General features: G+C 71.3%; 19 protein-coding genes and 4 tRNA genes. 10 read left to right on the top strand and 13 right to left on the bottom strand.

What is annotated here, in order from left to right:
• Window positions 1–27: 27 nt before the first annotated feature.
• The 8 genes from OG553_RS16005 to OG553_RS15970 form a co-directional block, all read right to left on the bottom strand.
• Window positions 28–100: transfer RNA gene (locus tag OG553_RS16005), tRNA-Gly, on the bottom strand.
• 24 nt (window positions 101–124) lie between these two features.
• A complete protein-coding gene (locus OG553_RS16000) occupies window positions 125–736 on the bottom strand; it encodes a response regulator (protein WP_401245442.1) in 612 nt (203 codons plus the stop codon).
• Entirely contained in the window at window positions 733–1,974 is a 1,242-nt protein-coding gene (locus OG553_RS15995) for a sensor histidine kinase (RefSeq protein ID WP_405979620.1), read from the bottom strand. Before OG553_RS15995 ends, OG553_RS16000 begins: the two co-directional genes overlap by 4 nt.
• A 28-nt stretch (window positions 1,975–2,002) precedes the next feature.
• Window positions 2,003–2,764: an ABC transporter permease gene (locus OG553_RS15990; protein WP_405979619.1), complete on the bottom strand. Its 762-nt coding sequence runs from the start codon at window positions 2,762–2,764 to the stop codon at window positions 2,003–2,005.
• Window positions 2,761–3,717 carry an ABC transporter ATP-binding protein gene (locus tag OG553_RS15985; protein WP_405979618.1) on the bottom strand — a complete coding sequence of 319 codons (957 nt, stop codon included), beginning with the start codon at window positions 3,715–3,717 and terminating at the stop codon, window positions 2,761–2,763. The genes OG553_RS15990 and OG553_RS15985 overlap by 4 nt, the downstream gene beginning before the upstream one ends.
• A 169-nt stretch (window positions 3,718–3,886) precedes the next feature.
• Window positions 3,887–3,959: transfer RNA gene (locus OG553_RS15980), tRNA-Gly, on the bottom strand.
• A gap of 77 nt (window positions 3,960–4,036) precedes the next feature.
• Window positions 4,037–4,108: transfer RNA gene (locus OG553_RS15975), tRNA-Gly, on the bottom strand.
• A 154-nt stretch (window positions 4,109–4,262) separates the two neighbouring features.
• Entirely contained in the window at window positions 4,263–4,580 is a 318-nt protein-coding gene (locus OG553_RS15970) for an Lsr2 family protein (protein ID WP_405979617.1), read from the bottom strand.
• A 351-nt stretch (window positions 4,581–4,931) separates the two neighbouring features.
• Between OG553_RS15970 and purS the strand changes: the two genes are divergently transcribed.
• The 6 genes from purS (at window position 4,932) to OG553_RS15940 (ending at window position 10,812) form a co-directional block, all read left to right on the top strand.
• Entirely contained in the window at window positions 4,932–5,177 is a 246-nt protein-coding gene (purS, locus tag OG553_RS15965; RefSeq protein ID WP_042801325.1) for a phosphoribosylformylglycinamidine synthase subunit PurS, read from the top strand.
• A gap of 2 nt (window positions 5,178–5,179) precedes the next feature.
• Window positions 5,180–5,860 carry a phosphoribosylformylglycinamidine synthase subunit PurQ gene (gene purQ, locus OG553_RS15960; RefSeq protein ID WP_125594811.1) on the top strand — a complete coding sequence of 227 codons (681 nt, stop codon included), beginning with the start codon at window positions 5,180–5,182 and terminating at the stop codon, window positions 5,858–5,860.
• Entirely contained in the window at window positions 5,857–8,106 is a 2,250-nt protein-coding gene (purL, locus tag OG553_RS15955; RefSeq protein ID WP_405979616.1) for a phosphoribosylformylglycinamidine synthase subunit PurL, read from the top strand. Before purQ ends, purL begins: the two co-directional genes overlap by 4 nt.
• Before the next feature lie 121 nt (window positions 8,107–8,227).
• On the top strand, window positions 8,228–9,487 hold the full coding sequence (locus OG553_RS15950) for a hypothetical protein (RefSeq protein ID WP_405979615.1): 1,260 nt from the start codon (window positions 8,228–8,230) through the stop codon (window positions 9,485–9,487).
• A 9-nt stretch (window positions 9,488–9,496) separates the two neighbouring features.
• Window positions 9,497–10,288 carry a sterol carrier family protein gene (locus OG553_RS15945; RefSeq protein ID WP_405979614.1) on the top strand — a complete coding sequence of 264 codons (792 nt, stop codon included), beginning with the start codon at window positions 9,497–9,499 and terminating at the stop codon, window positions 10,286–10,288.
• Between the two features lie 41 nt (window positions 10,289–10,329).
• Entirely contained in the window at window positions 10,330–10,812 is a 483-nt protein-coding gene (locus tag OG553_RS15940; protein WP_405979613.1) for an META domain-containing protein, read from the top strand.
• Between the two features lie 204 nt (window positions 10,813–11,016).
• On the opposite strand, the gene OG553_RS15935 is transcribed toward OG553_RS15940, so the two are convergent.
• Window positions 11,017–12,441, bottom strand: a complete 1,425-nt coding sequence (locus OG553_RS15935; protein ID WP_405979612.1) for a sulfatase-like hydrolase/transferase — start codon at window positions 12,439–12,441, stop codon at window positions 11,017–11,019.
• Window positions 12,442–12,556: 115 nt separating this feature from the next.
• Window positions 12,557–12,652, bottom strand: a complete 96-nt coding sequence (locus tag OG553_RS15930) for a putative leader peptide (RefSeq protein WP_352211348.1) — start codon at window positions 12,650–12,652, stop codon at window positions 12,557–12,559.
• Window positions 12,653–12,799: 147 nt separating this feature from the next.
• Between OG553_RS15930 and purF the strand changes: the two genes are divergently transcribed.
• Both purF and purM read left to right on the top strand, forming a co-directional pair.
• Entirely contained in the window at window positions 12,800–14,317 is a 1,518-nt protein-coding gene (purF, locus tag OG553_RS15925; RefSeq protein ID WP_389612959.1) for an amidophosphoribosyltransferase, read from the top strand.
• A 118-nt stretch (window positions 14,318–14,435) separates the two neighbouring features.
• Window positions 14,436–15,506, top strand: a complete 1,071-nt coding sequence (gene purM, locus OG553_RS15920) for a phosphoribosylformylglycinamidine cyclo-ligase (protein ID WP_405979611.1) — start codon at window positions 14,436–14,438, stop codon at window positions 15,504–15,506.
• Window positions 15,507–15,614: 108 nt separating this feature from the next.
• Here purM and OG553_RS15915 read toward each other — a convergent pair whose 3' ends face one another.
• Window positions 15,615–15,875, bottom strand: coding sequence for a DUF3073 domain-containing protein (locus OG553_RS15915; protein ID WP_405979610.1), 261 nt, complete (start codon window positions 15,873–15,875; stop codon window positions 15,615–15,617).
• 275 nt (window positions 15,876–16,150) lie between these two features.
• The gene (locus OG553_RS15910; protein ID WP_405979609.1) at window positions 16,151–17,260 is read right to left on the bottom strand and encodes a Leu/Phe/Val dehydrogenase; all 1,110 of its coding nucleotides are present in this window, start codon (window positions 17,258–17,260) and stop codon (window positions 16,151–16,153) included.
• 184 nt (window positions 17,261–17,444) lie between these two features.
• Here OG553_RS15910 and OG553_RS15905 point away from each other — a divergent pair, with 184 nt between their 5' ends.
• On the top strand, window positions 17,445–18,284 hold the full coding sequence (locus OG553_RS15905; RefSeq protein ID WP_405979608.1) for a hypothetical protein: 840 nt from the start codon (window positions 17,445–17,447) through the stop codon (window positions 18,282–18,284).
• A 609-nt stretch (window positions 18,285–18,893) separates the two neighbouring features.
• Window positions 18,894–19,100, top strand: coding sequence for a developmental transcriptional regulator BldC (bldC, locus tag OG553_RS15900; RefSeq protein WP_003949541.1), 207 nt, complete (start codon window positions 18,894–18,896; stop codon window positions 19,098–19,100).
• A gap of 634 nt (window positions 19,101–19,734) precedes the next feature.
• Here the strand turns inward: bldC and OG553_RS15895 are convergent.
• A tRNA-Asp gene (locus OG553_RS15895) sits at window positions 19,735–19,808 on the bottom strand.
• Between the last annotated feature and the right edge of the window lie 8 nt (window positions 19,809–19,816).

Below are 19,816 nucleotides of genomic sequence, written 5' to 3'. Positions count from 1 at the left end.
ATCAAGGATCGGGGCCTTCGTTCGCTGAGCGGACAACGCGACTCGAACGCGCGACATCCACCTTGGCAAGGTGGTGCTCTACCAACTGAGCTATGTCCGCCTGTGCGCCGTAGCGCGAGACCTACTATACCCAACCCCGCTGCCGTGCGAGACGCACTGCCGTGTGCCGGTTCTCCGCGCCGAGCTTCGTCGCCGCCGAGGACAGGTAGTTGCGCACGGTCCCCTGGGACAGCGAGGCCCGCTCCGCGATCTCCGCGATCGGCGCCCCGTCCGCCGCGAGTTCCAGCACCTCGGCCTCGCGCGCCGTCAGCGGGGAGTCGCCCGCGGAGATCGCGTCGGCCGCCAACTCCGGGTCCACGTACCGCCCTCCCGCGTGCACGGTGCGGATCAGCTCGGCCAGCCTCTGCGCCGAGACGGTCTTCGGCGCGAAGGCCCGCACCCCCGCCGCGAGCGCCCGCTTCAGGTGCCCGGGACGCCCGTGACTGGTCACGATCATGGTCTTGCAGTCGGGGAGTTCGGCCCGCAGCGATGTGGCCACGCTCACACCGTCCGCGCCCGGCATCTGCAGGTCCAGCACCGCCACGTCCGGCCGGTGCGCCCGCGCCATGGCGAGGGCCTCCGGCCCGGAGGCGGCCTCGGCCACGACGACGAGGTCGTCCTCAAGGGCCAGCAGCGCGGCCAGCGCGCCCCGGATCAGGTGCTCGTCGTCGGCCAGAAGTACGCGTACGGGGCTCACGCCCGCACCTCCACTCGTCGTGTGTCCAGGGGAACCTCGGCCCGCAGCCGGTACCGGCCGCCCTCGGCCGGCCCCGCCAGCAGGGTCCCGTCCACGGCCGCGAGACGCTCCCGCAGCCCCGCGAGCCCGGATCCGGGCATTCCGGCGGGTGTCTCGGGGACCCCGTCGTTCTCCACCAGCAGCGTCACCGTGTCCGAGTCCGCCGGGGCGGTGAGCCGGATCAGGCAGCTGCGCGCGTCGCCGTGCCGCAGCACGTTCGTCGTGGCCTCGCGGACCACCCAGCCCAGGGCCGACTGCACCTCGGCCGGCAACTGGCGCGCGTTCGTCGCGTACTCGACCCGGCAGTCCATCCCGGCGGCGCTCAGCACCCCGCGCGCGCCCTCCAGCTCCACGGAGAGGTCCGCCTCCCGGTAGCCGCGCACGACGTCGCGCACCTCCCGCTGCGATTCGCGCGCGATCCGCTGCACCTCGATCATCTGGTCCACGGCCTCGGGGCGTTCGCGCCGGGCCAGTTGTACCGCCAGCTCGCTCTTGAGGGCGATCACCGCCAGGTTGCGGCCCATCACGTCGTGCAGGTCCCGGCCGAACCGCAGCCGCTCCTCGGCGACCGCCAACTGCGCCTGGACTTCCCGGGCGTGGTCGAGTTCGTAGACGGTGCGCAGCAGCCAGCCGGAGAACCCGCAGGTGAAGGCGAGGAAGACGCCGGCGACCAGGACGCCGACGAAGTACCCGATGACCTCGTTCAGCGGAAGGCCCAGGGCGGCGACGGTCGCCGCGGTCCCGACCGCCGCGACCAAAGGGAGGTACTTCATGTGCTGGACCTTCTCCACGGCGAGGACGAGGGATCCGCAGCCGAAGCAGGTCACCCCCACCACCAGGCCGGGGGCCACGGATTCGTCGAGGCTGCCGAAGCGGCGCAGGAAGAGGAAGAGGAGCACGGCCGCGGCGGTGGCGGCGGTGGTCACCACCGCGAGCCGGACCGGGCGTTCGCGGCGGCCGCAGATGGCGTCGAGGGCCCTGGCGGAGAGGAAGCCGACGAGGACGGAGTGGGCGACGACGACGCCGAGGGCGGCGAGGGCCAGGGGTCGCGGAGTGTCGTTGTCCTCGGTGGACATGACGGCGACCAGCCCGAAGGACACGATCTCGATGAGCACGAACATGTGGAAGGACCAGCGCGTGTACAGCTCGACCTTGCCCGCGCTGCTGCGCTTCTTCCACCACCCGGTCAGCTTCGACACGTCCCGTCCCCCCGGCTCTTCGCTCTGGTCAGCGGCGCGGCTCCCAGCGGAACCACCGCTGGACAGCAAACACCGTGACGATCATCCAGGCCAGCGTGGTGAGCGCGGCACCCAGGAGGTCGTAACCGGACACCCCGCCGCTCCAGCCGGCCCGTACGAGTGTCATCACCCCGCTGAGCGGGAGGAGTTCGCACACCGAGGCCACCACGTCGGGCATCTTGTCGGTCGGGGCGAACACTCCGGAGCCGATCATCGTCGCCAGGAACAGCGGCAGCGTGGTCAGTCCCGCGGTCTCCACGTTGCGGGTGAACGTGCTGGTGAGCGCGGCCATTCCGGCGAGCAGCGGTATCGCGGCGAGCACGCCGGCGGCCACCAGCGCCGCGTTGTCGGGCATCGGGGCGCCGAGCACCGAGGCGCCGGCCACGGTGAGCGCGGTGATCTGCGCGAGGGCGATGGCGGCGGCGGGCAGCGCGGTCCCGGCGAGGATCTCCAGGTCGCCGGCCTCGCCGGTGCGCAGCCGCTTCAGTACGAGTTCCTCGCGGCGGGCCACGTACGCGGAGACCAGGTTCATGTAGACGACGAGCAGCAGCACCATCCCGATGCCGCCGGTGAGGGTGGCCTCGGCGACGGCGGCCGCGGTGTCCCCGCCGACGGAGGAGCGCAGGACGAACACCATCAGGACGGGCAGCAGCACGGCCACGCTCAGCGCGGCCCGGTTGCGCAGCAGCAGGGTCACCTCGGAGCGGCCGAGTGCGGCGAGCCGGCCGGGGTTCAGGGTCATGGTGTTCATCGGGTCCCCGCCATCGTGTCGTCGTGGGCAAGAGCGCCGGTGCCGGAGTGGCGCCGGTTCCGGGCGATCTCCAGGAAGGCCTCTTCCAGGGAGGCGTGGCGGGCGTCGAGCCCGGCCAGTGCCACCCCGGCCGTGTCGGCCCAGTTCAGGAGGGCGCCCAGGTCGTGCTGGAGCCGTTCGGTGCGGATCTCGGCCTGCTGTCCGTCGGCCGCCGCGCGCAGCTCCAGCGGCAGCCGGGCGGCCGGGACCCCGGCGGGCAGGGTGAAGCGGATCCGGGACGGCTGGGTGGCGGTCACCTCGGCGGGTGTGCCGGAGAGGACCAGTTCTCCCTCGTGCAGGATCGCGAGGCGGTCGGCGAGCTGCTCGGCCTCCTCCAGGTAGTGCGTGGTCAGCAGCACCGTGGTGCCCTGCGCCCGCAGTTCCCGTACGAGGGCCCAGGTGTCCTGGCGGCCTTCGGGGTCCATCCCGGTGGTGGGCTCGTCGAGGAAGAGCACCTCCGGCCGGCCCAGCAGGGCGAGCGCGAGGTCGAGCCGCCGACGCTCGCCGCCGGACAGCTGCTTGACGCGTACGGAGGCCCGTGCGGCCAGTCCGACCAGTTCCAGTACCTCGGCCGCCGGGCGGGCGCCGGTGGTGAGCCCGCTCCACATCCGGACGGTCTCGGTCACCGACAGGTCCGAGGGGAAGCCGCCCTCCTGGAGCATGACCCCGGTCCGCGGGCGGACCTCGGTCCGCCGGGTGTGGGGGTCGAGGCCGAAGACGCGGACCCGGCCGCCGGTCGGGGCGGCGAGCCCTTCGAGCAGCTCGACCGTGGAGGTCTTGCCGGCGCCGTTGGTGCCGAGCAGGGCGAAGACCTCGCCGCGGGTCACGGAGAAGGTGACGCCCCGCACGGCTTCGAAGCCCCCGGCGTAGCCGCGGCGCAGTTCCTCTGCCTGGATCACTGTGTCGGTGGTCATGGCTCAAGCCTCGCGGCGGACCGGCGGGCGGAGCAGTGCGCGCTGTCATGGCCCGCGATGACATTTGTCATCGGGTGTGAGCCGCGCCACGAACACGAAGGGGGGAAGGGGGAAGAGGTGGAAATGAAGAAGGCCCCGATCGGATTCCGATCGGGGCCTTCGTTCACTGAGCGGACGACGCGACTCGAACGCGCGACATCCACCTTGGCAAGGTGGTGCTCTACCAACTGAGCTACGTCCGCATGCTGCTACGACCTGGGCCGTTGCGATGCGAGCACTACTCTACCTGATCCACAACCGTGGCCGGTAAAGCGTGCAGAGCGGGTGACAGGGATTGCACACTGCGCCTCCCCCCTGGAAGGGGGGTGTTCTGCTACTGAACTACACCCGCACGACTTCGGGGTTCTTGCCTTTCGGCCTGGCCCCTCGGCGTGATCCACACACTAGCCGATCGGAGGGGGTGCATGGCAAATCCGGGTCGCCGGACCGCGGGACGGCCGGCCGCCCGATGGCCACCGGACGGCCACCGGGCGGTCGGCGGGCGGTCAGTGGGCGGCTTCGTACGCGCTGTAGACGGTCTTGGGGATGCGGCCCCGCGGCGGTACGTCGTGCCCGTGGGAGCGCGCCCAGGCCCGCACGACCGCCGGGTCCGGTGCGATCGACGTGGTCTTGAAGGCCTTCCCCGAGCGGGACTGGCGGCGGCCGGCGGCCACGAAGGGGGCCAGGCTCTTCCGCAGTTTCTTTGCGTTGGCCGCATTGAGGTCGATCTCGTACGACTTACCGTCCAGGGCGAACGTGACCGTTTCCGCCGCTTCTCCGCCATCGATGTCGTCGGAGATCGTGACTACTACGCGCTGCGCCACGGATATCGGTCCCTTCGTGCGCCGTCGCCGCCCGCCTGACGTGCGGTGATGTCGCCTGTGTGGAGGTTTCGGAGGAATGCGGCAAACCGTGCCCGCCGCGAAGCGGCAAATGTTTCGGTCCCGGCTGATTCCTTTGTACCGCGATTCCCATTGAATTGCGAAGCCCAGTTAATTCTCCCCGCGTGTCCGATCGCAATCCCGGGGGCGTGGTTTTCCGGTGGATTTTGCGAAGCGTTGGTGAAGCCGAAACGGCGGGAGGTTCGGACCCCACCGATATCTACCCGCGTAGAAATTTCGGGCGGGTACGCTGATGGAACCGCCTTCGCACCAACCACCTCATCGGGAGTGCCAGTGGCACGCGTCGTAGTCGACGTCATGCTCAAGCCGGAGATCCTCGACCCCCAGGGCCAGGCGGTGCAGCGTGCACTGCCGCGCCTGGGCTTCGATGGGATCGCCGACGTCCGCCAGGGGAAGCGTTTCGAACTGGAGGTGGAGGGACCGGTCGACCAGGCCGCCCTCGACCGCATCCACAAGATGGCCGAAACGTTCCTCGCCAACACCGTCATCGAAGACTTCACCGTGAAGGTCGAGGCCTGACGGTGACCACACGCATCGGAGTCGTCACGTTCCCCGGAACGCTCGACGACCGTGACTCGCTGCGCGCCGTCCGCCTCGCGGGGGCCGAGCCGGTCTCGCTCTGGCACCGCGACAAGGACCTGCACCAGGTCGACGCGGTCGTCCTCGCGGGCGGCTTCTCCTACGGGGACTACCTGCGCGCCGGAGCCATCTCCCGGTTCTCACCGGTGATGGAGACCATCATCGAGCAGGCCAAGGCCGGCATGCCCGTCCTCGGCATCTGCAACGGCTTCCAGGTCCTCACCGAGGCCCACCTGCTGCCGGGGGCGATGCTCCGCAACAACCACCTCCACTTCATCTGCCGCGACCAGAAGCTGCGGGTGGAGAACGCGGACACCGCGTGGACCGGCGACTACACCGCCGGCCAGGAGATCTCCGTGCCGCTCAAGAACATGGACGGCCGGTACGTCGCCGACGAGCGCACGCTCGACGAACTGGAGGCCGAAGGCCGAGTGGCCTTCCGGTACCTCGACGTGAACCCCAACGGCTCGCTGCGCGACATCGCCGGCATCACCAACGCCGCGGGCAACGTCGTCGGCCTCATGCCGCACCCCGAGCACGCGGTCGAGCCGCTGATCGGGACCGGCCGCACCGACGGCCTCCCGTTCTTCACGTCGGTCCTGAAGAAGCTGGTCAGCGCATGAGCCTCGACACCGTAAAGAACGCCACCGAGACCCCGGACGCCTCCCAGCCCTGGAAGGAACTCGGCCTCAAGGAGGACGAGTACGCCCGGATCCGCGAGATCCTCGGCCGCCGTCCCACCGGCGCCGAGCTCGCCATGTACTCCGTCATGTGGTCCGAGCACTGCTCCTACAAGAGCAGCAAGGTCCACCTGAAGCAGTTCGGCGAGAAGGTCCCGGAGAACGACGCCATGCTCGTCGGCATCGGCGAGAACGCCGGCGTCGTCGACGTCGGCCAGGGCTACGCGGTCACCTTCAAGGTCGAGTCGCACAACCACCCGTCGTACATCGAGCCCTACCAGGGCGCGGCCACCGGCATCGGCGGCATCGTCCGCGACATCCTCGCCATGGGCGCCCGCCCGGTCGCCGTCGTGGACCCGCTGCGCTTCGGCGCCGCCGACCACCCCGACACCAAGCGCGTCCTGCCGGGCGTCGTCGCGGGCATCGGCGGCTACGGCAACTGCCTGGGCCTGGCGAACATCGGCGGCGAGGTCGTCTTCGACGAGTGCTACCAGGGCAACCCGCTGGTCAACGCCGGCTGCATCGGCGTGATGAAGCACGAGGACATCCACCTCGCCAAGGCCTCCGGCCCCGGCAACAAGGTCATCCTCTACGGCGCCCGCACCGGCGGCGACGGCATCGGCGGCGTCTCGGTCCTCGCGTCCGAGACCTTCGACGACACCAAGCCCACCAAGCGCCCCGCCGTCCAGGTCGGCGACCCCTTCCAGGAGAAGCTCCTCATCGAGTGCACCCTGGAGATCTTCAAGGAGAAGCTGGTCGCCGGCATCCAGGACCTCGGCGGCGCCGGGCTCTCCTGCGCCACGAGCGAGCTGGCCTCCGCCGGTTCCGGCGGCATGCGGGTCGAGCTCGACACCGTGCCGCTGCGCGACGCGACGCTCTCGCCCGAGGAGATCCTCATGAGCGAGTCGCAGGAGCGCATGTGCGCGATCGTCGAGCCGCAGTACGTCGACCGCTTCATGGAGATCTGCGAGAAGTGGGACGTCATCGCCACCGTCATCGGTGAGGTGACCGACGGCGAGCGCCTGGAGATCTTCTGGCACGGCGAGCAGATCGTGGACGTGCCCCCGGGCACCGTCGCCCACGAGGGCCCGGTCTACAACCGCCCGTACGCCCGTCCCTCCTGGCAGGACGCCCTCCAGGCCGACGACGCAGGGGCGCTGCCCCGCCCGGCGACCTCCGAGGAGCTGCGCGCGCAGGTCCTGGCCCTGGTCTCCTCCCCGAACCAGGCCTCCAAGTCCTGGGTCACCGACCAGTACGACCGCTTCGTTCAGGGCAACACCGTGCTGTCGCAGCCCGAGGACGCGGGCATGGTCCGCATCGACGAGGAGTCCAACCTCGGCGTCGCCATGTCCACCGACGGCAACGGCCGCTACGCCAAGCTCGACCCGTACGCGGGCGCGCAGCTGGCGCTGGCGGAGTCGTACCGCAACGTCGCCGCGACCGGCGCGAAGCCCCTGGCGATCTCCAACTGCCTGAACTTCGGTTCCCCCGAGGACCCGGACGTCATGTGGCAGTTCGCCGAGGCCACCCGCGGTCTCGCGGACGGCTGCCTGGAGCTGGGCACCCCGGTCACCGGCGGCAACGTCTCCCTCTACAACCAGACGGGCGACGTCGCGATCCACCCGACCCCGGTCGTGGCCGTGCTCGGCGTGATCGACGACGTCAACCGCCGTACGCCGATGGCGTTCGCGGAGGCCGGCCAGCTGCTGTACCTGCTGGGCGACACGGCCGAGGAGTTCGGCGGTTCGGCCTGGTCCCAGGTCGTCCACGACCACCTCGGAGGCCTGCCGCCCAAGGTGGACCTGGGCCGCGAGAAGCTGCTCGGCGAGATCCTGATCTCCGCCTCGCGCGACGGCATGGTCGACGCCGCGCACGACCTGTCGGACGGCGGCGTCATCCAGGCGCTCACCGAGTCCTGCCTCAAGGGCGGCAACGGTGCGCGCGTGGTGGTCCCGGAGGGCCTGGACGCGTTCACCTTCCTGTTCTCCGAGTCCGCGGGCCGCGCCATCGTGGCCGTTCCGCGCAGCGAGGAGCTCCGCTTCACCGACATGTGCGGTGCGCGGGGCCTGCCGGCCGCCCGCATCGGTGTGGTCGACGGCGACGCGATCGAGGTCCAGGGCGAGTTCACCCTCCCCCTGGCCGAGCTCCGCGAGGCGCACGAGGCGACGATCCCGGGCCTGCTGGCCTGATCCCGCGCTCCGACCGAGCCCCCGTCCGGACCTTCCGGGCGGGGGCCCGTCGTTGCCGCGGCCGCCCCGGCCGCCCGTTGGTAGCGTCGCCCGCATCGCGTCGTCGCCGCAGGAGGCCCGGATGTTCGCACCACTGGAGCCGTCCGGCGGCGGACCGCTGCCGGACCGGGGCCGCCGGCGCAACGCCGTCAACGCGCTGTTCTGCACCGCCGGCGTGGCGGGCGTACTCCTCGGCGGCTGGGCCCTGTACGACGCCCACCGGTCGGGGCAGCACCGCGCGGAGAGCCGTACGGCGATCAGGCAGGCGTGCGCGGACCTGGCCGACCCGGACGCGGTGCTGCGGCTGGACGGCGGCCGGGACCGGGTCTCCGCAGACGAGGACGCGTACGGACACCGGCTGGACCCGTCCGACCTGCCCGACCTCTGCGAACTGCGCAGCGGCCGCGCCGGAGAGCGGGACCGGCCCCACTACCTCACCCTCAAGGTCCACTCCCTGCCCCAGCCCGGCCTGCACGTCCTCGACCCGGACGACGAGCCCGTCGCCCCGTGGACCCCGGGGCGCCGCACCGGGGACGTCACCGGCCGGATCGCCGCGCCGCTCCCCGCTCCCCTCGGGGACGGGCGGGCCGGCAGCCACACCGCGCGCTCCGTCACGGTCGAGGCCGCGTGCCGCGAGGACATCGCCGGGGTGACCTCCTTCAGGGCCACCGCGACCGCCCGGTACGGGGAACCGACCGCCGGCGACCGCAGGGCACTGGCCGCCATCGCCCGCACGGCGGCGGTGCGGGCGGCGCAGCGCAAGGGCTGCGAGACCACCCCGCCCGAACTCCCCGCAGACCTGCCCGCCCCCGGGCGGGACCTCGGCCCCGCGGACCGCGCGACCGGCGGCTGCGCCTGGTACGCGGCCCACCTGCACGGCCGCCGGGACCGCGAGCGGCTGCCCGACCGGGCCCTCGGCACCCCGCCGGCGGAGCGGGCCGCGCAGGAGTCCTGCGTCCTCGTGCTCGACACGGACACGCGGCGCGGGATCCGGGCCGGGCTCCTCGCCGAGGGCGTCCGGGCCGGCGGCCCCTCGGACCTCCTCACGAACCCCTGGTGGCTGCAGACCCACGCCTACTTCGGGGACGACGCGGACGGCACGAAGGTCAAGCCCTTCACCCGCGGGCCCCACGACATCGCGGCGGGCCAGGCCGGCCGCGAGGACCGGGTCCTGTACGCGTCGGCCGACTGCGGCGGCCGCCCCGCCGTCTTCGGCATGACCACGGCCTACCGGTACGACCGGGTGCTCGGCCCGCTGCTGGACGAGCTCTTCACGGCCTACACCACCGCGACGGCCGAGCGGCACGGCTGCACCGGACTCGTACTGCCCGCACCGCAGTAGGGTCGGGGCATGCCGCCCGCCAAGAGGAAGCCGCGTACCTACGACCAGGCGAAGATCCGCGCCGCGGTCACCGCGCAGTTCGGGCACGTGGCCCGGGCCGTCGCGGAGTTGACCCCCGAGCAGCTCGCCCGGCCCAGCGGGCTCGGGGAGTGGAGCGTGGCCGAGCTGGCCGCGCACGTCGCGTGGATCGCCGACTCGCTGGCCGGCGGCCTCGCACGGCCGCCCGCCGCCGTCCCCGAGCTGACCGCCGCCGAGTGGCCCTTCGCCACCGCCTCCCTCGCCGGGAAGATCTCCGAGGCCGCCCGGGAGACCCTGACCGGCGCCCCGCTCCCCGAGCTGTACGAGCGGGCCGGCGCCCGCCTCGCCGCGGCGCTGGAGGCCAACCCCGGCAGCCGGGTCCTGGACCTGTGGATCGGGGACATGACCCTGGCCGACTTCCTGGTCACCCGCACCGTCGAGCTGGTCGTCCACACCGACGACCTGAACCGCGCCACCGGACTCGGCATCCCGGTCGAGCGGCAGGCCCTGGCCGCCTGTACGCGCCTGCTCGCCGACGCCCTCGCGCTCAAGGCCCCCGGCGGTTCCGTCGAGGTACGGGTGCCGCCCTTCGCGGTGGTCCAGTGCGTCGAGGGCCCCCGCCACACCCGCGGCACCCCGCCGAACGTGGTGGAGACCGACCCGCTGACCTGGCTCCGGCTCGCGACGGGCCGTACCGGCTGGGCCGCGGAACTGGACGCCGCCCGCGTCAGCGCCAGCGGCGAGCGGGCCGACCTGTCCGGGCTCCTGCCCCTGATGAGCTGAGCGGGACGGAACCGGCCGGGCGCCGGGCCCGTCCCAGGGGCATGCGTACCCTCAGGCTCCTCACGACCGGCGCCCTGGCCCTCGTACTGGCCCTGACCGCGTGCAGCGCGGCCGGGCAGGACCGCGGCGACGCCACCCTGACCGAGCAGACCGCCACCGCCACGCCGCCCGTCCCGGACGCCCCGCTCACCGCGACCGCCTGGACCGTGCGCACCGTCGCCGGGACCACCGCCCCCGGCGACCGGGAGGCCCGCTTCACCCTCACCCACGAGGGGCAGGCGAGCGGCAGCCTCGGCTGCAACCGCTTCAGCGCCCCGGTCACGGTCGACGGCGCCACCGTGGCCTTCGGCCCGCTGACCAGCACCCGGATGGCCTGCGAGGGCCCGGCGGGAGAGGTCGAGCGGGCGCTGACCGCCCTCTTCGGCTCCGGCCCGCTGACCTGGAAGATCCAGGGCACCGCCCTCACGCTGACCGCCCCCGACGGCAGCACCGCCACAGCGGAGGCGGCCTCCGCCGCGGAGTGAGCCCGGCCCGGCGACTAGGCCGTCTCTTCCGGATCTTGCCCGGCCCGCGCCGCCCGGCACCGCACCTCGCCGCCTTGGCGGGGCACCAAGTACGTCCAGTACGGCGGCGCCCCGCCAAGGCGCCGATGCACGGCGCCTGGGGGCCCCTCCCAGCGGTAGCTGGGGGAGGCGCGGGCTTGACCGGCAAGATCCGAAAGAGACGGCCTAGGCCGGGTACGGCAGCAGACCGGCGTCCACCTTCTCCCACGCCCCGCGCAGCTCCGCCAGCCTGGCCGGCTCGACGGCCGCCTTGTCGGCCTGCTCCCGCAGGTCGGCGGCCAGGTTGAACAGCTGGTCGCGCCCCGACTTGCCGCGGTAGTACTTCCAGTCGCCCCGGCGCAGCGCCCGCTCTCCGCGCACCCGCCAGAACAGGTCCCGTTCGGCCGGCTTCTCGCCGCGCAGCAGGTATCCGGCCAGACTCACCCCGTCCAGCGGGTACGCCCGGTGCGGTCGGGTGCCGGCCACCTCCAGCAGGGTCGCGGTCCAGTCGGGGCTGAACACGGGCACCCGGCTGACCTGGCCGCCGTCCAGCCGGTCGGGCCAGCGGACGATGTTCGGCACCCGGATCCCGCCCTCCTGGAGCGAGGCCTTGTTGCCGGACAGCGGCCAGTTGTACGAGAACCGCTCGCCACCGTTGTCGCTGGAGAAGACGACCAGGGTGTTGTCCTCCTGGCCCGAGCGCTTCAACGCCTTCAGGACCTCGCCGACCGACCGGTCGAGGTCCTCGACCATCTGCTTGTACTTCTCGACCGAGCCGCCGTCCTGGTGCCACAGGGCCCGCGCGTCGCCCGCCTTGATCCGGCGGACGATCTCGGCGCTCTCGGCGGTGTCCCCGTCGGCGATCCACGGCCAGTGCGGGGTGGTGAAGTTCAGGTTCAGCAGCCAGGGCTTGCCGCCGTGGTCGCGCGAGACGTACTCGCTCGCCCGCTCCGTGATGATCCGCGTGTAGTAGCGCAGGTCCTTGTACGCGGCGTCGCCCTCGTAGAGGTCGTACTCGCCGCCCAGGCCCAGCTTGGAGTAGTACTCCAGCGCCCCGCCGAAGTTCCCGGAGAAGGTGTCCCAGCCGGACTTCGTCGGGCTGTAGTCGGGCAGGTAGCCGGCGTGCCACTTGCCGATCAGGGCGGTGGCGTACCCGGCCTCCTTCAGCAGCGAGGCCAGCGTCGGGTGAGTCGGGTCCAGGCCCGCCGACTTGTCGGCGATCGGCTCCGCCAGACCGCCCCTGGTACGGGCCGGGTAGCGCCCGGTGTACAGGCTGAAACGGGTCGGGGAGCAGGTCGCGGAGCCCGAGTAGGCGTCGGTGAAGCGGACCCCCTGGCGGGCGAGCCGGTCCAGGTTCGGGGTCTTGATGTGCGGGGAGCCGTACGAGGAGAGGTCGGCCCAGCCGAGGTCGTCCCCGAGGATGAACAGGATGTTCGGACGGCGCGACTGCCGGCCCCGGGCGGCGCGGAACTCGCGCTCCTCCGGGCCTGCCGCACGGCCGTCGGCGGCCTGCGCCGGAGCGGCGCCCAGCCCCACGGCGGCGGTGGCCGCGGTCGCTCCGACGGCGCCCCCGAAGGCACGGCGGGACAGCTTGCTGTTGTACGAAGACACGAGAACTCCAAGGCGCGGCCCGGCGACCCCTTCCCCGGGCGGGCGCGCAACGGCGCGCGGCACGGCAGGGCGGGGCTGGGCGAGCGAAATCAGGAAAAAGGAGAAAGAGTTGTGGCTACGCAGAACAGCGACAGATGGCGCTCGCGACACGGACCAGGTCTACGTGGCGGCGCTCGACGAGGGTGACGGCACGGTCACCGAGAGGCTGCATGGGGCGAGAGCCTGTACGAATTGCCTCGTATCTGTCAACAAAGTGATCGGAATACGAGACGGGGCCGCCCCGTCACCCTCTGTGCTGTGAGATTTCCCGGCCGTCCCCAATTCGGACCAGTGGTCGATCTCGCCTACACTCGGTGGCGTGCCTCGTGGTGATGGACGACTCAACCACGACCTGCTCCCCGGCGAGAAGGGCCCCCAGGACGCTTGCGGCGTCTTCGGTGTCTGGGCTCCGGGTGAAGAGGTCGCCAAGCTCACCTACTTCGGACTGTATGCACTGCAGCACCGCGGACAAGAGTCCGCGGGAATCGCTGTGAGCAACGGTTCCCAGATCCTCGTCTTCAAGGACATGGGCCTCGTTTCCCAGGTCTTCGACGAAACCTCCCTCGGATCCCTCCAAGGTCATATCGCGGTCGGTCACGCCCGCTACTCGACCACCGGAGCCTCCGTCTGGGAGAACGCTCAGCCCACCTTCAGGGCGACCGCCCACGGCTCCATCGCCCTGGGTCACAACGGCAACCTGGTGAACACCGCCGAGCTCGCCGAGATGGTCGCCGACCTCCCCCGTCAGGACGGCCGTGCCACCCAGGTGGCCGCCACCAATGACACCGACCTGGTCACCGCCCTCCTCGCCGGCCAGACCGACGACGACGGCAAGCCCCTGACCATCGAGGAGTCGGCCGCCAAGGTCCTCCCCCAGGTCAAGGGCGCCTTCTCCCTGGTCTTCATGGACGAGGGAACCCTCTACACCGCCCGTGACCCGCAGGGCATCCGCCCGCTGGTCCTCGGCCGCCTGGAGCGCGGCTGGGTGGTCGCGAGCGAGACCGCCGCCCTCGACATCTGCGGAGCCAGCTTCGTCCGCGAGGTCGAGCCGGGCGAGCTCATCGCGATCGACGAGAACGGCCTGCGCACCTCGCGCTTCGCAGAAGCGAAGCCCAAGGGCTGCGTGTTCGAGTACGTCTACCTGGCGCGCCCGGACACCGACATCGCCGGCCGGAACGTCTACCTCTCGCGCGTCGAGATGGGCCGTCGCCTTGCCAAGGAGGCCCCGGTCGAGGCCGACCTGGTGATAGCGACGCCGGAATCCGGCACGCCCGCCGCGGTCGGATACGCCGAGGCCAGCGGGATCCCGTACGGATCCGGCCTGGTCAAGAACGCCTACGTCGGCCGGACCTTCATCCAGCCCTCGCAGACGATCCGCCAGCTCGGCATCCGCCTCAAGCTCAACCCGCTCAAGGAAGTCATCCGGGGCAAGCGCCTCGTCGTCGTCGACGACTCGATCGTCCGCGGCAACACCCAGCGCGCCCTCGTGAAGATGCTCCGCGAGGCCGGTGCGGCCGAGGTCCACATCCGGATCTCCTCCCCGCCGGTGAAGTGGCCGTGCTTCTTCGGCATCGACTTCGCCACCCGGGCCGAGCTGATCGCCAACGGCATGACGGTCGACGAGATCGCCACGTCGCTCGGCGCGGACTCGCTCTCGTACATCTCGCTCGACTCGATGATCGAGGCGACCACCATCCAGAAGCCCAACCTCTGCCGTGCCTGCTTCGACGGCGAGTACCCCATGGAGCTGCCCGACCCGCAGCTCCTGGGCAAGCAGCTCCTGGAGAACGAGCTCGCGGGCGGCACCGACGCCGCCGACGCGCTCCGCCGCCCGTAGGCCCGTGGGCCGGCCCTTCCCGGGCCGGCCCGGCTCCACCTGCGCCGCGCCCTGTCTTTGAGGCTTCTCCCGGGGCCCGGCACCACACGCAGCAACGACACGAAAGCTCTCGCCTGTCATGACAGAGAAGACCACCGGGGCCAGCTACGCAGCCGCCGGCGTCGACATCGAAGCGGGCGACCGCGCCGTCGAGCTGATGAAGGAGTGGGTGAAGAAGACGCAGCGCCCCGAGGTCCTCGGCGGCCTCGGCGGCTTCGCCGGCCTCTTCGACGCCTCCGCCCTCAAGCGCTACGAGCGCCCCCTGCTGGCCTCGGCCACCGACGGCGTCGGCACCAAGGTGGACATCGCCCGCCAGCTGGGCGTCTACGACACCATCGGCCACGACCTGGTCGCCATGGTCATGGACGACATCGTCGTCTGCGGCGCCGAGCCGCTCTTCATGACGGACTACATCTGCGTCGGCAAGGTCCACCCCGAGCGCGTCGCCGCCATCGTCAAGGGCATCGCCGAGGGCTGCGTCCTCGCCGGCTGCGCCCTCGTCGGCGGCGAGACCGCCGAGCACCCGGGCCTGCTCGGACCGGACGACTTCGACGTCGCGGGCGCCGGCACCGGTGTGGTCGAGTACGACCGCCTCCTCGGCGCCGATCGCATCCGTACGGGGGACGCCGTCATCGCGATGGCTTCGTCCGGCCTTCACTCGAACGGGTACTCGCTCGTCCGGCACGTCCTCTTCGACCGGGCCGGGATGTCCCTGGACCAGCACGTCGAGGAGCTCGGCCGCACCCTCGGCGAGGAGCTGCTGGAGCCGACCAAGATCTACTCGCTGGACTGCCTGGCCCTCACCCGGACGGCCGAGGTCCACGCGTACTCGCACATCACGGGCGGCGGCCTCGCGGCGAACCTCGCCCGGGTCATCCCGGACCACCTGCACGCCACCGTCGACCGCTCCACCTGGGCGCCCGGCGCGATCTTCGACCTGGTCGGCAAGGCCGGCAGCGTCGAGCAGCTGGAGCTGGAGAAGACCCTCAACATGGGCGTCGGCATGATGGCCGTGGTCCCGCAGGAGTCGGTGGACGTGGCCCTGACCACCCTCGCCGACCGGGGCGTCGAGGCCTGGGTCGCCGGGGAGATCCTCGACCGGGGCGACCACGCCGAGGGCGCGACCCTGACCGGGAGCTACGCGGTCTGAGCAGCACTGAAACCCGGTCCGGGGCAATGCCCTGGACCGGGTTTCGGCACATGTGGAACGAGTTCAGTCAGCCTGCGGTACGCACGCCGTGAACAGAGGATCGGTGCGTCAAGCCCCGCGACGGTGAGCCGAGGGGCCGGACTGCTCGTCCTCGTCCTCGTCGTCATCGTCGTACAGATCCGCGTACTTCGCGTACGGGTCGTCGTCGTCCAGATCGTCATCGACTTCGACCGGCGCGCTGATAGGCAGCGGCTCTGTCGGCGATGCGCCCAGCTCATTGGCCAGACGCGAGAGGTCAGTCCCGCCGCTGTTGTACTTCAGCTGGCGGGCGACCTTTGTCTGCTTGGCCTTGGCCCGGCCGCGCCCCATGGCTCGACCCCCTCGGTGACGGGGCTCGACGGCCCCAGAGTCTGACACGCGTTCATGGTTCGGATCGGGCTCTCCGTGGAGAGACCGTCCGTAGGGGTTTAACGGTACCTGCTTCCGCGGCCATACGGTACGCCGCCCGCATGACGCGCCTCTCCACAGAACCAGCGGGGCACCCCGTACTCGCTGGTCAGCTGCGATTTTAACGCTTTCCTGGCCGCCGACCCGCCGAAGCGCAGTGAGTTCCGTCTCGCCGCGCTCCGGCGGGTCCCGGAGGACTACGCCTTGCGTGCCGCGGCGCGCTCCGCGAGGGCTTCGGACATCCGCTGCTCGGCGATCCGGTCGGCCGCCGCGGCCGGCGGGATCCCGTCAGTCTTCGCACGTGCGAATATGGCCAGCGTGGTGTCGAAGATCTTCGAGGCCTTCGCCTTGCACCGGTCGAAGTCGAAGCCGTGCAGCTCGTCGGCGACCTGGATGACACCGCCCGCGTTGACCACGTAGTCGGGGGCGTAGAGGATCCCGCGGTCCGCGAGGTCCTTCTCCACGCCGGGGTGGGCGAGCTGGTTGTTCGCCGCACCGCAGACGACCGTCGCGGTCAGGACCGGGACGGAGTGGTCGTTCAGGGCTCCGCCGAGCGCGCAGGGGGCGTAGATGTCCAGGCCCTCCACGCGGATCAGGGCCTCGGTGTCGGCGACCGCGGTGACCTTGCCGCCGGGGTGCTTGTCGAGGATCTCGCGGACCGACTCCTCGCGGACGTCCGTGATCACGACCTCGGCGCCGTCCTGCAGCAGGTGCTCCACCAGGTGGCGGCCGACCTTGCCGACGCCCGCGACGCCGACCTTGCGGCCGCGCAGCGTCGGGTCGCCCCACAGGTGCTGGGCGCTGGCGCGCATGCCCTGGAAGACGCCGTAGGCGGTGAGCACCGAGGAGTCGCCGGCGCCGCCGTTCTCGGGGGAGCGGCCGGTGGCCCAGCGGGTCTCGCGGGCGACGACGTCCATGTCGGCGACGTAAGTGCCGACGTCGCAGGCGGTGACGTAACGGCCGCCGAGCGACTCCACGAACCGGCCGTAGGCCAGCAGGAGTTCCTCGCTCTTGAGGGTGGACGGGTCGCCGATGATCACGGCCTTGCCGCCGCCGAGGTCGAGACCGGCGAGGGCGTTCTTGTAGGACATGCCGCGCGAGAGGTTCAGCGCGTCGCGGACGGCTTCCTCGTCCGAGGCGTACGCGTGGAAGCGCGTGCCGCCGAGGGCGGGGCCCAGGGCGGTGGAGTGGATGGCGATGACGGCCTTGAGGCCCGTGGCTCGGTCCTGGCACAGCACGACTTGCTCGTGGCCGCCCTGCTCCGAACGGAACAGGGTGTGCAGGACGCCGTCGGTCATTTCGGTCACGGTGGTGACTCCCATGGAAGAGATGCGGCGGAAAGACGCCCGCCCTGTGGGTGGGGGAGGGCGCACTGGGAGCAGAGTAAGACCTGCGGCGCGCGGGGGTACCCCCTGTCCGGGGATCGGAACACTCCCGGGTTACCCCGGCCCCGGAGGTGAGCCGGAGCGCCAAAAAGGGGAGGACCGGTGCGTGAGCGAATCCCCACGGCCCGCGCCGGCCGTCCCGTACGCCTCCTACCTGCGCGTGTACGAGCCCCTGGCGGCGTTCGCGGAGCCCGAGCGCACGCACTGGGCCGCGTACGCCCGGCGCGGGACCGCCCCGACGGCCCAGGACGAACTGCGCCGCTCGCTCTCCGATTTGGTACGGGTCCCCGTGGTCGGGGTCCCGGCGCACGAGAGCGGGGACGCCTTCACGGCGGAACGGGACGGGGTGCTGCTGGTGTGCCCCTGGCGGACCCGGCTGCGCGGCTGGCTGGCCCTGCAGGAGCTGGTCGCCGAGTTCCCGCGCCCGGTGCTGGACGCGGCGCTGCCGCCGGCGCAGCGGCGCAGGGCGGTCGAGGCGTACGAGGCGTGGCGCGAGCGGAACCCGGACGCGAGGCCGTGGATCCGGACCGGGGTGTGGCAGGTCCCGCTGCGCTGGTTCGTGCTGGTGGCGGACGAGGAGCGGGAGTACCTGCCGGGCGAACGGCTGCGCTACCGGACGCCGATGGTGCAGGCCCGGCGGCGCCTCGCGCGGGCGCTGCGGACGCTGCGCGCGGAGGAGGGCCGGGGCTACGGGCCGCTGGCGGACGGGCTGGTGGAGGTCGGGAGCTGGCTGGAGGAGTTCCATCCGCGCTCGATGGTCGAACTGGACTACGGGGGGCTGCTGCACGCGCTGCCGGCTGACGGCCTGGCCGGGGACCGGTCGGCCCGCGACCTGGCGGAGGGGCTCGCGGCCCTGCGGGCGGGCGACCGGGAGGGAGCCTCGGAGGTGTACGGGGAGCTCTCGCTGCGGTGGCGGGCGGTCCGGGAGAGGCTCTTCGCGAACTAGGGGGGCTTTGGGCCTTTCGGAACCGGGGGCCGGTGGGGATCATGTACGAATCCCGTTCGGTACCCGTTCGGACCCCTCGCGTATCGCCCGTATCGGTTGTCATCGGCCGATCAGTCACAATACGCAGATCAGGGGTTCGATCACCGCATTAGGGTCTTAGTTCCAGGACCTACGTCCCGATACGGGCCATTGGCCCAAGCGTGACGGAACGCACTATCCACACCCTTGCGCCCATCCCCTACCCTCGTGCCAAAATAGGACAAGGAGTCCGGGGAGGGTTCCTTCCACCCAACTTTGGGCGGAATGCTCGGTATTGCACTCTATGGGGGGTCTGACGACTCCTGATCGCTCTGTGACTGATCGTCACAGTGGGGTGACTGTCCGTTATGGGACGGTCCATCGGCTTCCGCCGCTGATGAACACCTCGGAGGGCAATTCCATCGGTTTGGCCGTCGAGGCTGGACGGATGGTGTAGTTGTAGTGCCGAGGACAAGCCGTTCGTCCTATAACCGACTCGGCCTGCGTATGTCCATTTCGGGCAACGCGGGCCAAGGTGCAGAATTTAGAGGAAAGAACCGAGATGGTTCGGTTCTCCCGAGGAGGCCGCTCATGACCGCTCGCACCCCTGATGCCGAGCCGCTGCTGACCCCGGCTGAGGTCGCCACCATGTTCCGCGTGGACCCGAAGACGGTCACCCGCTGGGCCAAGGCTGGCAAGCTCACGTCCATCCGCACCCTGGGTGGACACCGCCGTTACCGCGAGGCCGAGGTTCGCGCACTGCTCGCGGGAATTCCGCAGCAGCGCAGCGAGGCCTGAGGTCCCGCAGCAACACCGCATTAACGGGTACGTGTCGGATCCCCCAATCCGATGAAACCCACATGGCTTCATCGGCTGGGCCTGCCCCAACAGGCTCACTGCCGTTCGATCGCGCTGGACTCCGCCGGGTCCAGCGCGATCTTTTTATGTCCTGGGCATCCCCGCGCGGGAACCTGGGGGTCCGGAGAGCCGTCGTGCCCGGACGCCGGCGGGGTAGGTGCCATTGCACATATTAAATCGAGCATGCGTAGGGGTCCGATAAACGTGCGAGTCTCAAAAACTCGTGTGGTGACTCCCGTCACAGCTGATAACTCTTGTACATCCGGCAATGCCCCCCGTAAAGGGAGGTCCGGTGCAGAGCGCCTCACGCGTACGGGGGATTTCTCCCCTCTGGGCGGTGTGTCCATCCGGCCCCCTGAAGGGCCCCTGTAAGGGCCGCGGGCCGCGTCGGTGGACCGGGAAGCGCCGAGGGGGCGCCGGGGCCCCTCAGGAGGCCGCACAGCGGCACTGTGGGCCCGGGGCGATCGTGCGGCGGGGGAGACCCGCCCGGCCCGCCGGTGCCACGCGCCCGACCGGCACCCGGATACGCGTCAGGGCCCGCATCCCTTGCGGGAAGCGGGCCCTGACGTTTCTGCGAACCTGACGGGACTTGAACCCGCGACCTCCACCTTGACAGGGTGGCGAGCTAACCAACTGCTCCACAGGTCCTCGATGCG

It is taken from the genome of Streptomyces sp. NBC_00158 (assembly GCF_045160885.1).
Taxonomy (GTDB): Bacteria; Actinomycetota; Actinomycetes; order Streptomycetales; family Streptomycetaceae; genus Streptomyces.
The sequence above is the reverse complement of the archived record's forward strand: the minus strand, read 5'-3'. Positions and strand labels throughout refer to the sequence as shown.

Bases quoted from the DNA above. Each gene is read 5' to 3' on its own strand.
- OG553_RS15990 (WP_405979619.1), bottom strand. From the start codon at position 2,764: ATGAACACCATGACCCTGAACCCCGGCCGGCTCGCCGCACTCGGCCGC.
- OG553_RS15985 (WP_405979618.1), bottom strand. From the start codon at position 3,717: ATGACCACCGACACAGTGATCCAGGCAGAGGAACTGCGCCGCGGCTAC.
- purL (WP_405979616.1), top strand. From the start codon at position 5,857: ATGAGCCTCGACACCGTAAAGAACGCCACCGAGACCCCGGACGCCTCC.
- OG553_RS15950 (WP_405979615.1), top strand. From the start codon at position 8,228: ATGTTCGCACCACTGGAGCCGTCCGGCGGCGGACCGCTGCCGGACCGG.
- OG553_RS15945 (WP_405979614.1), top strand. From the start codon at position 9,497: ATGCCGCCCGCCAAGAGGAAGCCGCGTACCTACGACCAGGCGAAGATC.
- OG553_RS15940 (WP_405979613.1), top strand. From the start codon at position 10,330: ATGCGTACCCTCAGGCTCCTCACGACCGGCGCCCTGGCCCTCGTACTG.
- OG553_RS15930 (WP_352211348.1), bottom strand. From the start codon at position 12,652: ATGCAGCCTCTCGGTGACCGTGCCGTCACCCTCGTCGAGCGCCGCCAC.
- purM (WP_405979611.1), top strand. From the start codon at position 14,436: ATGACAGAGAAGACCACCGGGGCCAGCTACGCAGCCGCCGGCGTCGAC.
- OG553_RS15915 (WP_405979610.1), bottom strand. From the start codon at position 15,875: ATGGGGCGCGGCCGGGCCAAGGCCAAGCAGACAAAGGTCGCCCGCCAG.
- bldC (WP_003949541.1), top strand. From the start codon at position 18,894: ATGACCGCTCGCACCCCTGATGCCGAGCCGCTGCTGACCCCGGCTGAG.